This is a genomic window from Sphingobium sp. RS1 (assembly GCF_056156825.1).
In genome coordinates this window covers 2,355,424-2,368,623 of the sequence record NZ_JBLZXE010000002.1, presented here as the reverse complement: position 1 = coordinate 2,368,623, position 13,200 = coordinate 2,355,424, and the positions used below count along the sequence as shown (strand labels likewise).

16 protein-coding genes and 1 tRNA gene are annotated in these 13,200 nt (G+C 61.6%); 4 read left to right on the top strand and 13 right to left on the bottom strand.

What is annotated here, in order from left to right; all coding sequences use genetic code 11:
• Nucleotides 1–512: 512 nt before the first annotated feature.
• On the bottom strand, nt 513–1,235 hold the full coding sequence (locus tag ACNHGR_RS13230; protein ID WP_475286650.1) for a hypothetical protein: 723 nt from the start codon (nt 1,233–1,235) through the stop codon (nt 513–515).
• Nucleotides 1,236–1,636: 401 nt separating this feature from the next.
• Nucleotides 1,637–2,089, bottom strand: a complete 453-nt coding sequence (locus tag ACNHGR_RS13225; RefSeq protein ID WP_065847205.1) for a hypothetical protein — start codon at nt 2,087–2,089, stop codon at nt 1,637–1,639.
• A 386-nt stretch (nt 2,090–2,475) separates the two neighbouring features.
• On the opposite strand from ACNHGR_RS13225, the gene ACNHGR_RS13220 reads away from it, so the two are divergent.
• The 3 genes from ACNHGR_RS13220 to ACNHGR_RS13210 all read left to right on the top strand — a co-directional run bounded on the left by ACNHGR_RS13220 (nt 2,476) and on the right by ACNHGR_RS13210 (nt 5,240).
• Nucleotides 2,476–2,754 carry a type 1 periplasmic-binding domain-containing protein gene (locus ACNHGR_RS13220; protein WP_065847219.1) on the top strand — a complete coding sequence of 93 codons (279 nt, stop codon included), beginning with the start codon at nt 2,476–2,478 and terminating at the stop codon, nt 2,752–2,754.
• A 111-nt stretch (nt 2,755–2,865) separates the two neighbouring features.
• The gene (locus ACNHGR_RS13215; RefSeq protein ID WP_229742735.1) at nt 2,866–3,822 is read left to right on the top strand and encodes an Abi family protein; all 957 of its coding nucleotides are present in this window, start codon (nt 2,866–2,868) and stop codon (nt 3,820–3,822) included.
• Between the two features lie 246 nt (nt 3,823–4,068).
• Nucleotides 4,069–5,240, top strand: a protein-coding gene (locus ACNHGR_RS13210) for an IS3 family transposase (protein ID WP_475284339.1) whose coding sequence is annotated in 2 segments (ribosomal slippage) — nt 4,069–4,333 and nt 4,333–5,240 — 1,173 coding nt in all. Because the reading frame shifts where the segments join, the coding sequence is not laid out codon by codon here.
• Between the two features lie 23 nt (nt 5,241–5,263).
• Here ACNHGR_RS13210 and ACNHGR_RS13205 read toward each other — a convergent pair.
• Together ACNHGR_RS13205 and ACNHGR_RS13200 are read right to left on the bottom strand one after the other, a co-directional pair.
• Nucleotides 5,264–5,815, bottom strand: coding sequence for a tyrosine phosphatase family protein (locus tag ACNHGR_RS13205; protein ID WP_475286648.1), 552 nt, complete (start codon nt 5,813–5,815; stop codon nt 5,264–5,266).
• 36 nt (nt 5,816–5,851) lie between these two features.
• Nucleotides 5,852–6,094 carry a tyrosine-type recombinase/integrase gene (locus ACNHGR_RS13200; RefSeq protein WP_475288495.1) on the bottom strand — a complete coding sequence of 81 codons (243 nt, stop codon included), beginning with the start codon at nt 6,092–6,094 and terminating at the stop codon, nt 5,852–5,854.
• A 224-nt stretch (nt 6,095–6,318) separates the two neighbouring features.
• Here ACNHGR_RS13200 and ACNHGR_RS13195 point away from each other — a divergent pair, with 224 nt between their 5' ends.
• Entirely contained in the window at nt 6,319–6,651 is a 333-nt protein-coding gene (locus tag ACNHGR_RS13195; RefSeq protein WP_475288424.1) for a tyrosine-type recombinase/integrase, read from the top strand.
• Here ACNHGR_RS13195 and ACNHGR_RS13190 read toward each other — a convergent pair.
• From ACNHGR_RS13190 to ACNHGR_RS13150, 9 genes are all read right to left on the bottom strand, one after another.
• Nucleotides 6,560–7,081, bottom strand: coding sequence for a tyrosine-type recombinase/integrase (locus tag ACNHGR_RS13190; protein WP_475286647.1), 522 nt, complete (start codon nt 7,079–7,081; stop codon nt 6,560–6,562). The two genes, ACNHGR_RS13195 and ACNHGR_RS13190, sit on opposite strands and share 92 nt — an antisense overlap.
• 170 nt (nt 7,082–7,251) lie before the next feature.
• A tRNA-Phe gene (locus ACNHGR_RS13185) sits at nt 7,252–7,327 on the bottom strand.
• Between the two features lie 50 nt (nt 7,328–7,377).
• Nucleotides 7,378–7,572, bottom strand: a complete 195-nt coding sequence (locus tag ACNHGR_RS13180) for a DNA gyrase inhibitor YacG (RefSeq protein ID WP_475288422.1) — start codon at nt 7,570–7,572, stop codon at nt 7,378–7,380.
• A complete protein-coding gene (locus ACNHGR_RS13175; RefSeq protein WP_475286645.1) occupies nt 7,562–8,551 on the bottom strand; it encodes a ribonuclease in 990 nt (329 codons plus the stop codon). The genes ACNHGR_RS13180 and ACNHGR_RS13175 overlap by 11 nt, the downstream gene beginning before the upstream one ends.
• An 8-nt stretch (nt 8,552–8,559) precedes the next feature.
• Complete coding sequence (locus ACNHGR_RS13170; RefSeq protein WP_475286643.1) at nt 8,560–9,132, bottom strand: Maf family protein; 573 nt, start codon at nt 9,130–9,132, stop codon at nt 8,560–8,562.
• Nucleotides 9,133–9,144: 12 nt separating this feature from the next.
• Nucleotides 9,145–9,363: a translation initiation factor IF-1 gene (infA, locus tag ACNHGR_RS13165; RefSeq protein ID WP_003049127.1), complete on the bottom strand. Its 219-nt coding sequence runs from the start codon at nt 9,361–9,363 to the stop codon at nt 9,145–9,147.
• Between the two features lie 58 nt (nt 9,364–9,421).
• A complete protein-coding gene (locus ACNHGR_RS13160; RefSeq protein ID WP_475286641.1) occupies nt 9,422–10,711 on the bottom strand; it encodes an adenosylmethionine--8-amino-7-oxononanoate transaminase in 1,290 nt (429 codons plus the stop codon).
• Between the two features lie 32 nt (nt 10,712–10,743).
• Entirely contained in the window at nt 10,744–11,379 is a 636-nt protein-coding gene (locus ACNHGR_RS13155) for an OmpA family protein (protein ID WP_475286639.1), read from the bottom strand.
• Nucleotides 11,376–13,187 (bottom strand): cation:proton antiporter, encoded by a 1,812-nt coding sequence (locus tag ACNHGR_RS13150; RefSeq protein WP_475288421.1) that lies wholly within the window; start codon nt 13,185–13,187, stop codon nt 11,376–11,378. Before ACNHGR_RS13150 ends, ACNHGR_RS13155 begins: the two co-directional genes overlap by 4 nt.
• Nucleotides 13,188–13,200: the final 13 nt, after the last annotated feature.

Genomic DNA, 13,200 nt, shown 5'->3' with positions numbered 1-13,200 from the left:
AATCTGTTCACGGGCATTTTTCGAGGCATCGGAAAGTTGGGTGTCGACTCTTTAGGGCACGGCTCGGACTCTCCGCGCTCGGAGCGAGCAAAGGCACTTTTCTGGGATCCTCACCATTATTTTGGCGACGGCGAGGTCAAGAGCGACTTGATCCGTGGCATCGTGCAGCTGGCAGATTCAACCGAGTTGAGGCCGCATTTGCCGAGCGACTTGGAGCCGGTTCTGCAGGCGCTGCTGAGCTATCGAAATAACATCCTGCACAATGGTCTGGAGTGGCCCGTCGAGCGCCGGGAAAAGTTCGCGAACCAGGTCACCCGATGGCCAAAAGGATGGTTCCAGAAGGCAGAGAGCAACCACAAGCCATGGGTCTGGTATATGTCGGAGGCGTTCATTCAGCGCGTATTGGGGTTCATCGACGAGGTGCTCGACGCTGCCGGGCAGCATATCCGGCTGCATTACGTTCCGGTGGGCGCGGCGGATCATGAGGGTGCAGAGCCCGAATCCTTTAAGCCTTAATATTCTCGCGACTTGATCGGCCGCACCGGCATGACGCCCATAATTTCCTCAGCTTCGGCACCCGATATGGGATAGCCATGAGCAACACATGCGCCAAGATCGAGATCAATAGCGAGGTGTCGGAACGGAACACCATTTTGCTGACCAATCTCGAAGCAGGTGTCGAGAGCGATCCTAAAATTTCTGCCGCAACAAAAGGTATCCCACAATCCACTGACATCGAACGAAAAGTCGATCGGCCCCTCTCGCGATGGGATTTCGTTGACGCTCATAATGTCCGAAAACCAAGACCAGAACAGGTTCGATAGTGTACTCGATTTCCAATTTTTATTGAAATAGGAGATATTCCTGCTCGCCATTTTTGGGCCCGCGCTCGAAAAATGCTTTCCATGCTCTCCGGGGCTTAGGAAGTGCAACCTTCCAAGCCGTCCGACTCCCTTCAGGTAGAAATCTTCTGCAGCGGGCCTGCGCTCCTCGAGGTTTAACCGTGTACCTTCGTCAGGGATGTCGTAGACATCATTTTCAAATAAGACCGTCTCCACAAGCTTGAGCTCCTCGCTCGACACCGATACCCTCGCAATCGATCGCACCCACTCATAGTGGAGAAGTTCGAGGGCGTCGGGGCACTCATCTTCGAACCCGTCAATGGCTTCCCAGTCGACCGGGCATGCGCAGAGTGCCGGGATTTCCGGCGTCGGTTCGTTGATGTCATGCGGCATGCAAGAGACCTTCCGCGCGGCTATCAAAAACTGCCGATACGCGAGAGGGTCTCGCGAAAGCTGTCCTGCAGGCGGCCGATCTCGGTCGTGACGGTGTAGATATTTCGATAGTGCCCAATTGAATAATGCCCTGCGAGGGTGGGCTGCTGGGCTGGATGCGAGAGCGCTGGCTTGGGAAGTTGAAGCTCGCGCCGGCAGGCAGGACCGTGCCATCTCCCTGACGGAGTGAGACGCGCCAGAAGCGCGTCATGTGACGACGAACAGTATAGGCCAGCTTCATCAGGACCCAAGCCTCAAGTGCCTTGCCCTCGCCAGTGGGTACGGCCATGCCTCCATGGGCTGCGCGGAATGCCCTTAACATATTTCTCAGCTCTGTTTCGGCTGCACTGCTGAATGCCACGTCAGACGCCGTCGGCTTGAGGCGGCGCGATCATATTCGGCAGTCGCATCAGGAGCGCGTCGAGCGCGTCCGCGACACTGGTATCACCCACGTCCCGCGTGCTGATTGGCGATGTCGCAGCACGCTGTTCGGGATCGATGAATTCTATACGGACTTGACCATCACCGGCAATCTCATTGGCGATTTTCTCAGCCTCGACAAATGCTCTAACGGGGAGCACGAGACGTGCTCGCAGGATGTCTATGGCTGTACGTAGCTGATCGGTTTCCTCGATCGGCACGCGCGTGATTACTGTCTCGGCTAGATCGGCTTTGTCCGATTGGTTCTCGACATAGACCTCCTTCTCAATCTCGCGCCCGAGGCTGATCTCAGTGAGGAGCTCGCCCGCGAGTGCCCCGAAGCCCTCTTCTTCTAGGACGAAGATGATCTGCCGCACTTCTTCGCTTATTGCCAATTAACCGCCCCTGATTTGTTGAATTACCACAATGCATTAAACGAGTTTTACCTCAAGAGCGATATCGGCGTTCACCAACTTAAGGAAGATTGGAAAACCGTGCTCCCAGGCAAGCCAACTTTGATAGTAACGAAATTCGATGGCGCCGTTGGCCTTCTTGAGAAGGCGCCCGGCTAGACAGTTGTTGGTGAATGTGTTGAGCGGCGGGTGCGCTCTGCGCCGGCCCATCAGAAGATGTTCTCAATATCAGGCACAGATTTGCCGGACCTCTGATCAATGACCATCTCCAGATCGAGAGCGGCAAACAGCGCATAAATAGAGGATAAACGGGTGCCCGTCATCAGTGGGAATGGGTTCTTGGACACTGGGCGAAATAGGAGAATTCGATGGTGAAGATCACTGGTTTCGACAAGCTGACTAAGACGCTTGACGACGCATCCCGTGCGTTCAAGGAACTTGACGGCACGATCACGGAGGTCCGTTTTGACCCAAACGATCAAGCCAGCATCGATGAAGCGATCAGGGCGATGGAGAACGCGATCGATCAGAAAGTGGGTGCTTTTCGGAGTAATCCAATGGTGGCCCAACTGATCCCGCAAATGAAGGCCAGGTACCGGGATGGCATTCTCGCCCGCGCGGAAAACGCTCGGACCTGTTCGAACTAAGCGAGAACGCTTCGTCTGATTTGTGAAACGATTAGTTGAAATGTAGGAATTTGCCTTCTATCTTGAGCGCAATCGAACCCGCCAGGCCTCTACCCGAAAGGGCATGCACACTTGGCGGGTCTTTTATTTTCAGCACCACAGAAGCTAAGTAGCTTGGTGACTCGCCCTTTCAATAAACCCGCAACGACGATCGCCCAGCAGATTGCGCACCTGACAGCGCAAGGCATGGCGATCGCAGATGTTCCTCGTGCAGAGCATTGGCTCCGCCATGTCAGCTACTATCGCTTGAGCGCTTATTGGCTCCCATTCGAAAAGCCTAAGGGCCAGCCCGGTCCAAGATTCCTGCCCGGTACTGACTTCGATACAATTACCGCCCTTTACGAGTTTGACCGCCGCTTGAGGCTGTTGCTGTTGAATGCGATTGAAAGAATTGAAGTCGCAGTTAGAGGAAGCTGGGCTTATGCGCTGGCACAGCATGGCGGCCCGCACGGCTATCTGGATGCTGCGCTCTACACCGACCGTCGCCAGTTCCACGACAATCTTTCACGCCTTGCGCGCGAGGTCGGTACGTCCCCCGAAACCTATATCGATCATTACCGAAAGACATATGATGATCCGGCAATGCCCCCGGTATGGATGGTGGCTGAGATGATGTCTTTCGGCCAACTATCCCGCTGGTATTCCTCTTTGGATGACAGGGCTCTACGGAATGTAATTGCCCAACCCTTGGGTTTACCCGAAGCGCTCCTCGTTCCCATTCTCAAACATCTCTCGATCGTACGAAATAGCTGCGCGCATCACGCTCGTCTGTGGAACCGCGGATTTCTGATCAGGCCGAAACTGCCTAACAAGCCCGCCGACCTAGCCGCAACCTTGGAACCGCCGGCTGGAAATGGCCCTGCTATGCTTTACAATTCGCTGGTCTTGATCGGCTTTCTTGCTGGAAAGGTGGATCCGACTTCTACTTGGGCGGCCGATCTGAAGGCGTTGCTAGCGACCCATCCGACAGGTCACCTTACGATGATGGGATTTCCGGCTGGGTGGTCTGGCCGTCCTTTATGGCTTTAGGGCAGGCGGCGATGGCAAGACATTCGATGCGATCTCCCACATTAGCGCGACACCGGCGACTGGGTCTGCCGAAGCAATACGAAACTGCAAATTCGAAACCTCAGTTTTTACCGCGACTTCAAATCCGCGCATAAAGTTCTGGATGTGCCTGAGCCAGCTTGAGCCTCGCGGCGCGCGCCACTGAGGTGGTCTCGCTTTTCTGGACAGGGTGCTAAGCTAATCCCGACCTGATGGATTGGTACGGGAATGAAGACGACGAGGAAGCGCTACAGCGCCGATTTCAAAGCCAAGGTGGCGCTGGAAGCGATCCGGGGTGACCTGACGTTGGCGGAGCTGGCGGCAAAGCACGGCGTGCACCACACGATGATAGCGTCGTGGAAACGCCAAGCGATCGACGGGATGGCGGGGACGTTCTCCGGGGCGGGTGAAGCGGCCAAGACCGTCACCGAAAGCGAGGTGGAAAAGCTGCACGCGAAGATCGGGCAACTGGTGGTGGAGCGGGATTTTTTGGCGAAAGCCTTCGGTCGATGAGCGTAGATCGGAGGCGAGCGATGGTGGAAGTTGCTCACAGCCGCCTGTCGATCTCGGCGCAATGCAGTTTGCTACGGATCAGCCGCTCTTCCTATTACTACGCTCCGGTGCCGGAAACGGACGAGACGCTGGGACTGATGAGGGTCATCGACGAGACCTTCATGGAGTGCCCATGGTACGGCAGCCGCCAGATGGCGCGGCACCTGCGCCGGGCAGGTCATCAGGTAGGGCGCCGCCGGGCTCGGCGGCTGATGGCAAAGATGGGCCTGACGCCAATCTACCAACGGCCGCGCACGAGCGATCCGCACCCGCAGCACCGGGTCTATCCGTACCTGCTGCGCAAGTTGGTGATCGAGCGGCCCAATCACGTCTGGTGTGCCGACGTGACTTACATCCCGATGCGGCGCGGCTTCCTCTATCTGGTGGCGATCATGGACTGGGCAACGCGCAAGGTCTTGGCCTGGCGGTTGTCGAACACGATGGATGCCGGCTTCTGCGTGGCGGCGCTGGAGGAAGCGTTGGGCCGCTTCGGCAAGCCGGAGATCTTCAACACCGATCAGGGCAGCCAATTTACGTCGCAGGCCTTCACCAGCGTGTTGCGCGACGCCGAGGTCCGCATCAGCATGGACGGTCGGGGCCGGTGGATGGACAACGTCTTCATCGAGCGCCTGTGGCGATCCTTGAAGTACGAGTGCGTTTACCTCCATGCGTTCGAGACTGGCTCGGAGTTGCGTGCTGGCCTTGGCCGGTGGATCACCTATTATAACACCCAGCGTCCGCACTCAGGTCTTGCCGGAAAAACCCCGGCAGAGGCCTATGGGCGGTCCGAGCAATCAGATCATGGGGGGCATGCCCCCCATGATCTGATGATCAAGCAGGCGGCATGAACGACAACCGGGATTAGCTTAACTCAGCCGCCAAACTGTCCAAGAAGGCGGGACCACCTCACCACCTCGAGTCGAGGAATGGTCGCCTCCCAGGCTGCCAACGCCGCAACCAGATGCCCGGATCGTTGCAGAATTCGATCAGCCAATTCCACGACAACGAGATTGGGTGTAGCCTCAGGGCGGACCGCCAGCAGGCGATCGAGCGCTTCGCGTTCTGCGCCCGGACCAAGCCGGTCGGCAATTATGGCTAGAGCGATCGCGGTCGAGCGCCCGACGCCGTGAAAGCAGTGAACTAGCAAAGAACCTTCCATATGGAGCCGAGCAAATTCTATCGCCGCGCCAACCTGCTCAGCGGTTGCAACGCGGATGCCAAGGCTCGTGACATCCACATCCTCAAACGTCAGGACAAGATGCGCTGGCGCAGGCTTACCTCCAAATCGAAGCCGCAAATTCTGCCGTGCATGCGGATCTTCAAGAGTGATGATGGCATCAAATCGTCGCTTGTGCCTCTTTGCCTGAGCAAGGCTTCCTACCGCGATCGAGCCAGGGACAGGTTCACTAATTTCCGAAGACATGCTTCGATCTCCCCCAGTTCGCCCAGCCTACGACGCTCACTTCGTTGCGCGCCTGAAATTCGCCTTCAGCACCTTCCCGCCGGTCTGCAAGTCATCAAGGTAGTTCGACCAGTGCCGCATCATCCTGACACGCTCGTCCCAATGAGTGCCGCGCGCATACGCTCGTCGAACATCATTGGATTCGACATGCGCCAACTGGCGTTCGATGGCGTCCGGATGCCACTTGCCCATTTCGTTCAGGAGCGTGCTTGCGGTGGCCCGGAACCCATGGGCCGTCACCTCGTCTTTCCCGAAACCGCCTTCGCAGCACCTTCGGCACGATCTTTCGCTACGCGATCGTGACCGGGCGCGCGCAGCGGGACGTGGCCGTCGATCTTCGCGGCGCCCTGATAACGCCGAAGCCGCAACACCGGGCGGCGATCCTGGAGCCCAAGGCACTTGGCGGCCTCCTTCGCGCGGTCGATGCCCATGACGGCCAGCCCACTGTGCGAATCGCGCTGAAGATGCTGCCGCATATGTTCCCGCGCCCTGGCGAACTGCGAATGGCTGAATGGAAGGAATTCGATTTCGAGGCGGCCGTCTGGACCATCCCGGCGGCGAAGACGAAGATGCGTCGTCCCCATAAAGTGCCGCTCACGCAGCAAGTCCTGGACATGCTGGCCGAACTGGAACCGATTACCGGCAGCGGCAAATATCTCTTCCCCAGCGTTCGTTCCGCTGATCGACCGATTACCGACAATACTCTCAATGCCGCGCTGCGACGGCTCGGGTTGCCGTCTCATACCGCCCGCGCACCTCAACCGTGCGGAGGACTTCCAGCAATTCGGGTGCAGTGAGGTCTGCGATGGGCCGGTTGCCAATGAGTGGGTAGGCGAGATCGAGCAGCCAGCGCATCTTCTGGAGCGTCTTGGACGCACGCCCCTCGATCTCAAGGCGGGCAAGCCACTCATCGGCGATCGCCTTGAAGGTTTCCTCTGATTTGGCCTTTGCCTCGCGAACCTTGGCCTTCCGCACTTCAGCCGGGTCTTGCCCGTCCGCCAGCGCTTCCCGCGCCGCCGTTCTCTTCTCGCGAGCCTTGGCGAGAGATACTTCGGGGTAGCTGCCAAAGGAGAGCGTCTTCTGTTTTCCGAGGAAGCTGTAGTTCATCCGCCAGAGGCGGCCGCCCGTCTCCTTGACCAGAAGATATAGGCCCAAGCCATCGGTCAGCTTGTATGGTTTATCCTTTGATTTTGCTGCATTTATCGCCGTCACCGTGAGGGCCATCATGGTATCTCCGAAATGGCAAATTGCCGGATACCATGAAAATACCATGATCAGGGGGTGGCTGACAGTGCACCCCCGGGGACGTGGGGGGACGAGGGGCTATTGAAAAACCCACGTTTTCCGCCATTTTCTGGATGGCACTGGACGCTGCTGGATGAGGAAAAAAGAACAAATGGTGCCCGGGGACGGATTCGAACCGCCGACACTGCGATTTTCAATCGCATGCTCTACCAACTGAGCTACCCGGGCATCGGGTCATCGGCGGAGGCGTCCGCCGGTTGGAGGCGTGCCTATAAGCGTCAATCCGGCTCGCTGTCCAGCCCATAATTACCGTTTTTTTGCATGTCGCTATCGGCAGGCGGGCCGGGGACGCGATAGCCCTCGCCCAGCCATTGCAGCAGGTCGCGGTCGCGGCAGGCGGGGCTGCAAAAGGGGCGCATTGCCGTATGCGACGGCTGACCGCAGACGGGGCAGGAGGCAGGCTTATGCGACATGGCCACCGGCAAGGTCCATCGTGGCCTCCGCCTTCAATGTGATCGCGCCACCGCGTCGCTTGGCTAGTAGTTCGATCCAGTCGGTCCGCTTGTGCAGAAGATCGATGATCGCGGGCGCGGCGGTGATGGTCGCGGCGCCACCCTGGCCATGGCGTTCCGCGCGGCGCAGCAGGGCCAGCGCAGCGGTCAGCACCGGATCTTCGCGCAGCAATTCCATCAGGTTCGCGCGCTCGCGGCGGCGGATGATCTGGAGGAAGCCGAAGCCGTTCACCGCCGTGCGTTCGAAGGGCAGCGGCAGGAATTTGTCGATCTGGGCGGCGGCGATCATCCGCTCGTCCTTGTTGTTCATCGTCGGCAGGTCGATGCCGATCGACCCCGAAAGCCCCATGCGCCGCACCGCCTGCGCCGCCAGCTTCGCGCCCTTGGGGCCAAGCTGCGCAGGGGGGAGCGACCCGTCGACGTCAATCAGCACCATGGCCGGCGTCAGGAACAGGCGCAGCGCGGCGTCTTCCGCGCCGACCTCGCCGCTGATCGCCTCGTCCATCAACTCGCTCCAGCCATGGGCTTCCAGCCGGTCTTCCTCATGCGCGGGGCAGGGGACGACGGGCGTGCCGGTGGCGCGGATGCGCTGGAGCAGGCTGGGGCCGGCATGGGGCTTCGATCCGGGCTGGGGCATGCGGCCCTTGGCGCGCTTGGGGCGGCCTTCCTCGGCAATCGCCTCGCGGATGATCTCGACCAGCACATTGGCGCCTTCGGACAGGCGGGGCGGGATCGGCTCCAGCAGCACTTCTTCGCCCGAGATCAGCCGAACGACGCCGCGCTTCTTGGGGATGAGGGTCGCGACCAGCCGCCCCTGCGCCACCGCGCCCGGACGAACGGCATCGCCGTCGCGCTCGATCAGCGCCTCGACCAGCTTGCCCTTTTCGATCAGCGCGGCGCGGGCCTCGCCAATGCCTTCTTCATAAAGCCATTCGGCCATGTGCGTTCCTAATCGAGGCTATAGCCAGCCGCCTTGAGCAGCGTGCGGGTTTCGTAAAGCGGCAGGCCCATGATCGCGCTGTGGCTGCCCTGTATCGTGCGGATGAGTCCCGCGGCGCGGCCCTGTATCGCATAGCCGCCCGCCTTGCCGCGCCATTCGTCGCTGGCGATATAGGCGTCGATCTCGGCCGGCTCCAGCCGCTTGAAGATGACGATGTTGGTGGACAGGCGATGCCAGGCCCGCCCTTCGCCATTGATGAGCGTGATGGTGCTATACACCTGATGCCGCCGCCCGGACAGCAAAGTGAGGCAGGTGCGTGCCTCGTCCTCGCTCTCCGTTTTGGGCAGGATGCGCCGGCCCACCGCGACCACCGTGTCGCCCGACAGGATCAGCGCACCGGGATGGCGCGCGGCTACCGCCACGCCCTTTTCCGCTGCCACGCGCGCGGCATAGGCGGCGGGCAGTTCGGCCTTGCGAGGAGTTTCGTCGATATCCGCCGGGTCGACCGCATCGGGGGCGACACCGATCTGGCCCAGAAGGTCACGCCGTCTGGGAGAAGCCGAAGCTAGAATAAGCCGCATCAGTCCTGCGGCTTATTTGAAGCGGTAGGTGATCCGACCCTTGGTCAGGTCGTAGGGGGTCAGCTCGACAAGCACTTCGTCGCCCACCAGCACACGGATGCGGTTCTTGCGCATCTTGCCGGCGGTGTGGCCGAGGATTTCGTGGTCATTTTCAAGCCGCACGCGGAACATGGCGTTGGGGAGAAGCTCCACAACCTGCCCGCGCATTTCCAACAGTTCTTCTTTAGCCATTATTGTCCCGAATTCGCAAAATCGCGCCGCCATAGCGCCAAAATGCGGAAAATGAAAGTCAGGGTTGCATGCCGAATATATCGCCGGCTTCGGCGAGGGCCGCAAAGAGCCGATCGAGCTGATCGGCGTCCAGGCAATAAGGCGGCATGAGGTAGATGGTGTTGCCCAGCGGCCTTAGCAAGAGGCCGCGTTCCAGGAAGAAGGCGCGCAGCCGCGGGGCAAGGTCCGACAGATAGCCGGCGTCGGCGGCGATCAGGTCGATTGCGGCGATCGTGCCCAGCTGGCGCGCATTGGCGAAGGCGGGGTGGGTGGCCAGCCGGGCGAGGCGCATGGCGATGCCATCGGCGAGTCGTGCGATACGGCCCAGCACATCCTCCTCCCGCCAGATGGCGAGATTCGCGGCGGCGGCGGCGCAGGCGATGGCGTTGGCGGTATAGCTGGACGAATGATAGAAGAGCCGCGCGCGATCGGTCGACAGGTGCGCGTCGAAGATCGGGGCGGTGGCCAGCGTCGCAGCCAGCGGGATCGCGCCGCCGGTAATGCCCTTCGCCACGGCCATGATGTCCGGCACGATGCCCGCTTGCTCGCACGCGAAGAGCGTGCCGGTGCGGCCCCATCCGGTCATCACCTCGTCCGCGATGAACAGCACGCCATGCTTACGGCAGATCGCCGCCATCTCGCGCAGCAGATCGGGCGAATAGGGCAGCATGCCGCCCGCGCCCAGCAGCAGCGGTTCGACGATGAAGGCGGCGGGCTTGTCGGCGCAGGCGGCCTCCAGCGCATCGATACTGGCCTGTTCCTGACCCGCTGCGGGAAAGGGGATGGTGCCGACGTCGAACAGCAAAGGCTGCCAGGCGGCATTATAGACGCCGCGCTCGCCGATCGACATCGCACCGATCGTGTCGCCATGATAGCTATGTTCCAGCACCAATATGCGGCTGCGGGCTTCCGCCAGCCCGTCCAGCGCCAGATTATGCCAGTAACCCAGCGCCATTTTCAGCGCGACTTCCACCGCCGTCGATCCGCTGTCGGAATAGAAGACATGGGCGAGTTCGGGCTGGCCCTCCGCGCGGGGGGCGATGGCGATCAGGCCGCGTGCGACTTCTTCCGCCGGTGCATGGGTGTAGGCGGCGAAGATCAGCTGGTCGAGCTGGCCGGCCTGCTGTGCAATGGCGGCGGCGATGCGCGGATGGCAATGGCCGTGTGTCGTCACCCACCAGCTCGAAATCGCGTCGATCAGCGTGCTGCCGTCGTCCAGATGCAGCGTCGCGCCCTGCGCCCGGACGACTTGGGGGATCGGCTCGTTCAGGCCATGCTGGGTGAAGGGGTGCCAGACGGGAGAGGTCATGACGGAGCCTTACGCGCGGCCGCGCGCAATTTCTACGGCTTTGCCCCGCCTTCTGCCTTGGTCGGTTCGGCCTGATTGGCGACGACGGGCGGCGGCACCATCACGGCTGGCAGCGCCACATGCACCTCGACCCGGCGATTCTTCGCCCGGCCTTCGGGATCGTCCTTGCCATCTTCGGTCGCATTGGGCGCGGCGGGGCGGGCCTCGCCCAGTGCGACGATGCTGATCCGCGCCTTGTCCACGCCCCTGGCGACCAGATAGTCCCGCACTTTTTCCGCCCGGATGCGTGACGCGACCTTGTTGTCGCCGTCATTGCCGCGCGAATCGCTGTGGCCACGCAGGGTGATCGGCCCGCTTTCCTTCATCGCCGGGGTGGCGAGCAGCGTATCGAGCGCGGTCCTGGCATCATCGTCCAGCGCCATGGGCGATGCGCCGAACCCGACCAGCGCGTCGACCGGCTCGATCTTCGGTTCCTCCACCTCCGGCACCACTTCGGGGCGCAGGATGGAGCGTTGCGGTTCCACGCCATTGTCGGCGGCGTTGGCGGCCATGATATTGGCACCATTGTCCGCTTCGTTGGCCGCGTTGCTGGCGCTGCCGTCCGATGGCGGCTGGCAGGCGGCGAGCGCCGCGCTCAGGATGATGGCGGCCGGGGCAAATCTTGTCATTCTTCCTCTCCTTTCGGCCTTTTCGGGGTTGGCGGGACATAGGATAAGATCGTGTCGCCGGGCTGCGGCGTCGGCCGCGACGCATGGGTGAAGAAGCGCAGCGCGCCATTTTTCCGCAGCAGCAGCAGCATGTCGCCATCTTCCGGCAGCGAAGCGCGGGCGGCATCATAGTCGAACTGCTCGCTGATCCGCGTCTTGCGAAAGGCCCAGCCCTGCTCCTCGCGCTCCATGATGTCCTCGACGCCATGGCCCGACGCGAAGAGGGCGCGACCGCGCAGGGATTCGGGCAGGGTGCGCGGATCGTCATCGTCGCTGGCGTCGCCCAGCTGATGCACATTGTCGCGGCCGATCTCCGGCGCGAACTCGTTACAGACCAGCGCATTATAGGCTTCGTTGTCGGTCGTCGCGGCCAGCACCTGAAACTGGGTCAGGTCCAGCCGTTCCTCGGTCGCTTCGGACAGGATTTCGCCATGATAGGTGGGGATGCCCTGATGCCGGGCCGGGGCCAGCCGCTGCCAGCTGGTGTCGGCAATGGTCACCGGCACCTCCAACTGGCGCAATTGCGCGGCCATGCCCAGACTGAACGGCGTGGCGCCCACGATCAGCAGCCCGCGCTCCGAAGCACCGGTGACCTTCAACAGTCGCGCCGCCGCCTTGATCGAAAAGCCATGGGCAATGATGGTGGCCACGACCACGGCGAAGGACAGGGTGACCAGGATCGACCCGTCGCTATAGCCGAGCCGATCGAGCCGCAGCGCGAACAGGCCGGAAATGGCGACCGCCACGATACCGCGCGGGGCGATCCAGGCGACCAGCAGCCGCTCGTTCCACGGCACTTTGGAGAAGGCGAGGCTGAGCAGCACCGTCGCCGGGCGCACGACGAACAGCAGTGCCAGCAGGAAGGCGAGGAAGCGCCATTCGAACTGCCGCAGGACATTGAGGTCGAGCGAAGCGGAGAGGATCACGAACACGCCGGAAATCAGGAGGACGGTGACATTCTCCTTGAACGGCTGGATATCACGCAGGGAATCGAGCCGCATATTGGCCAGCGCGATGCCCATCACCGTCACCGCCAGCAGGCCGGTTTCCTGCTGGATCATGTTCGACCCCACGAACACGCTGATGACTGCGACCAGCAGCACCGGGGCCTTGAGATATTCAGGCACATGGCCACGCGGGAACAGCCAGCCGATGATGCGCGCCGCGATCCAGCCCATCAGCCCGGCGACAACGGCGGCGGCCAGCAACGACAGGATGACCGACGCCAGCGTACCGCCTTCGCCGGCCCGGCGCAGATATTCATAAGTGACGACGCCCAGCAGCGCGCCGACTGGATCGTTGACGATCGCTTCCCATTTCAGGATGGCGCGGGGGCGGGCGGCGACATTGGACTGGCGCAGCAGCGGCAGCACCACGGTCGGCCCGGTCACGACCAATATGCCGGCGAACAGGATGGCGACCGGCCAGACCAGCCCCGCGACATAATAAAGGGCGAGCGACCCCAGTACCCAGCCGATCGGCGAGCCTAGCAGGACTAGGCGCGTCACCGCGCCGTCGGTCTTGCGCAATTCGCGGAAATTGAGGCTGAGGCCGCCTTCGAACAGGATCAGGGCGACGGCGACCGACACCATCGGTTCCAGCAGGTCGCCGAACACGGCGTGGGGGTGGATCAGGCCCAGCACGGGGCCGCCGATGACGCCTGCGGCCAGCATCAGCGCGATCGCCGGCCAGCCTGTGCGCCACGCCACCCACTGCGCGCCGATCCCCAATATGCCGATCAGCGCGATGGAAAGAGCTTGTTGCTGCATTGCGGCAGAATAG

Bases quoted from the DNA above. Each gene is read 5' to 3' on its own strand.
- ACNHGR_RS13170 (WP_475286643.1), bottom strand. From the start codon at position 9,132: ATGCGGCTTATTCTAGCTTCGGCTTCTCCCAGACGGCGTGACCTTCTG.
- ACNHGR_RS13180 (WP_475288422.1), bottom strand. From the start codon at position 7,572: ATGTCGCATAAGCCTGCCTCCTGCCCCGTCTGCGGTCAGCCGTCGCAT.
- ACNHGR_RS13150 (WP_475288421.1), bottom strand. From the start codon at position 13,187: ATGCAGCAACAAGCTCTTTCCATCGCGCTGATCGGCATATTGGGGATC.
- infA (WP_003049127.1), bottom strand. From the start codon at position 9,363: ATGGCTAAAGAAGAACTGTTGGAAATGCGCGGGCAGGTTGTGGAGCTT.
- ACNHGR_RS13220 (WP_065847219.1), top strand. From the start codon at position 2,476: ATGGTGAAGATCACTGGTTTCGACAAGCTGACTAAGACGCTTGACGAC.
- ACNHGR_RS13190 (WP_475286647.1), bottom strand. From the start codon at position 7,081: ATGATGGCCCTCACGGTGACGGCGATAAATGCAGCAAAATCAAAGGAT.
- ACNHGR_RS13160 (WP_475286641.1), bottom strand. From the start codon at position 10,711: ATGACCTCTCCCGTCTGGCACCCCTTCACCCAGCATGGCCTGAACGAG.
- ACNHGR_RS13230 (WP_475286650.1), bottom strand. From the start codon at position 1,235: ATGCCGCATGACATCAACGAACCGACGCCGGAAATCCCGGCACTCTGC.
- ACNHGR_RS13155 (WP_475286639.1), bottom strand. From the start codon at position 11,379: ATGACAAGATTTGCCCCGGCCGCCATCATCCTGAGCGCGGCGCTCGCC.
- ACNHGR_RS13175 (WP_475286645.1), bottom strand. From the start codon at position 8,551: ATGGCCGAATGGCTTTATGAAGAAGGCATTGGCGAGGCCCGCGCCGCG.
- ACNHGR_RS13195 (WP_475288424.1), top strand. From the start codon at position 6,319: ATGCTGCCGCATATGTTCCCGCGCCCTGGCGAACTGCGAATGGCTGAA.
- ACNHGR_RS13205 (WP_475286648.1), bottom strand. From the start codon at position 5,815: ATGTCTTCGGAAATTAGTGAACCTGTCCCTGGCTCGATCGCGGTAGGA.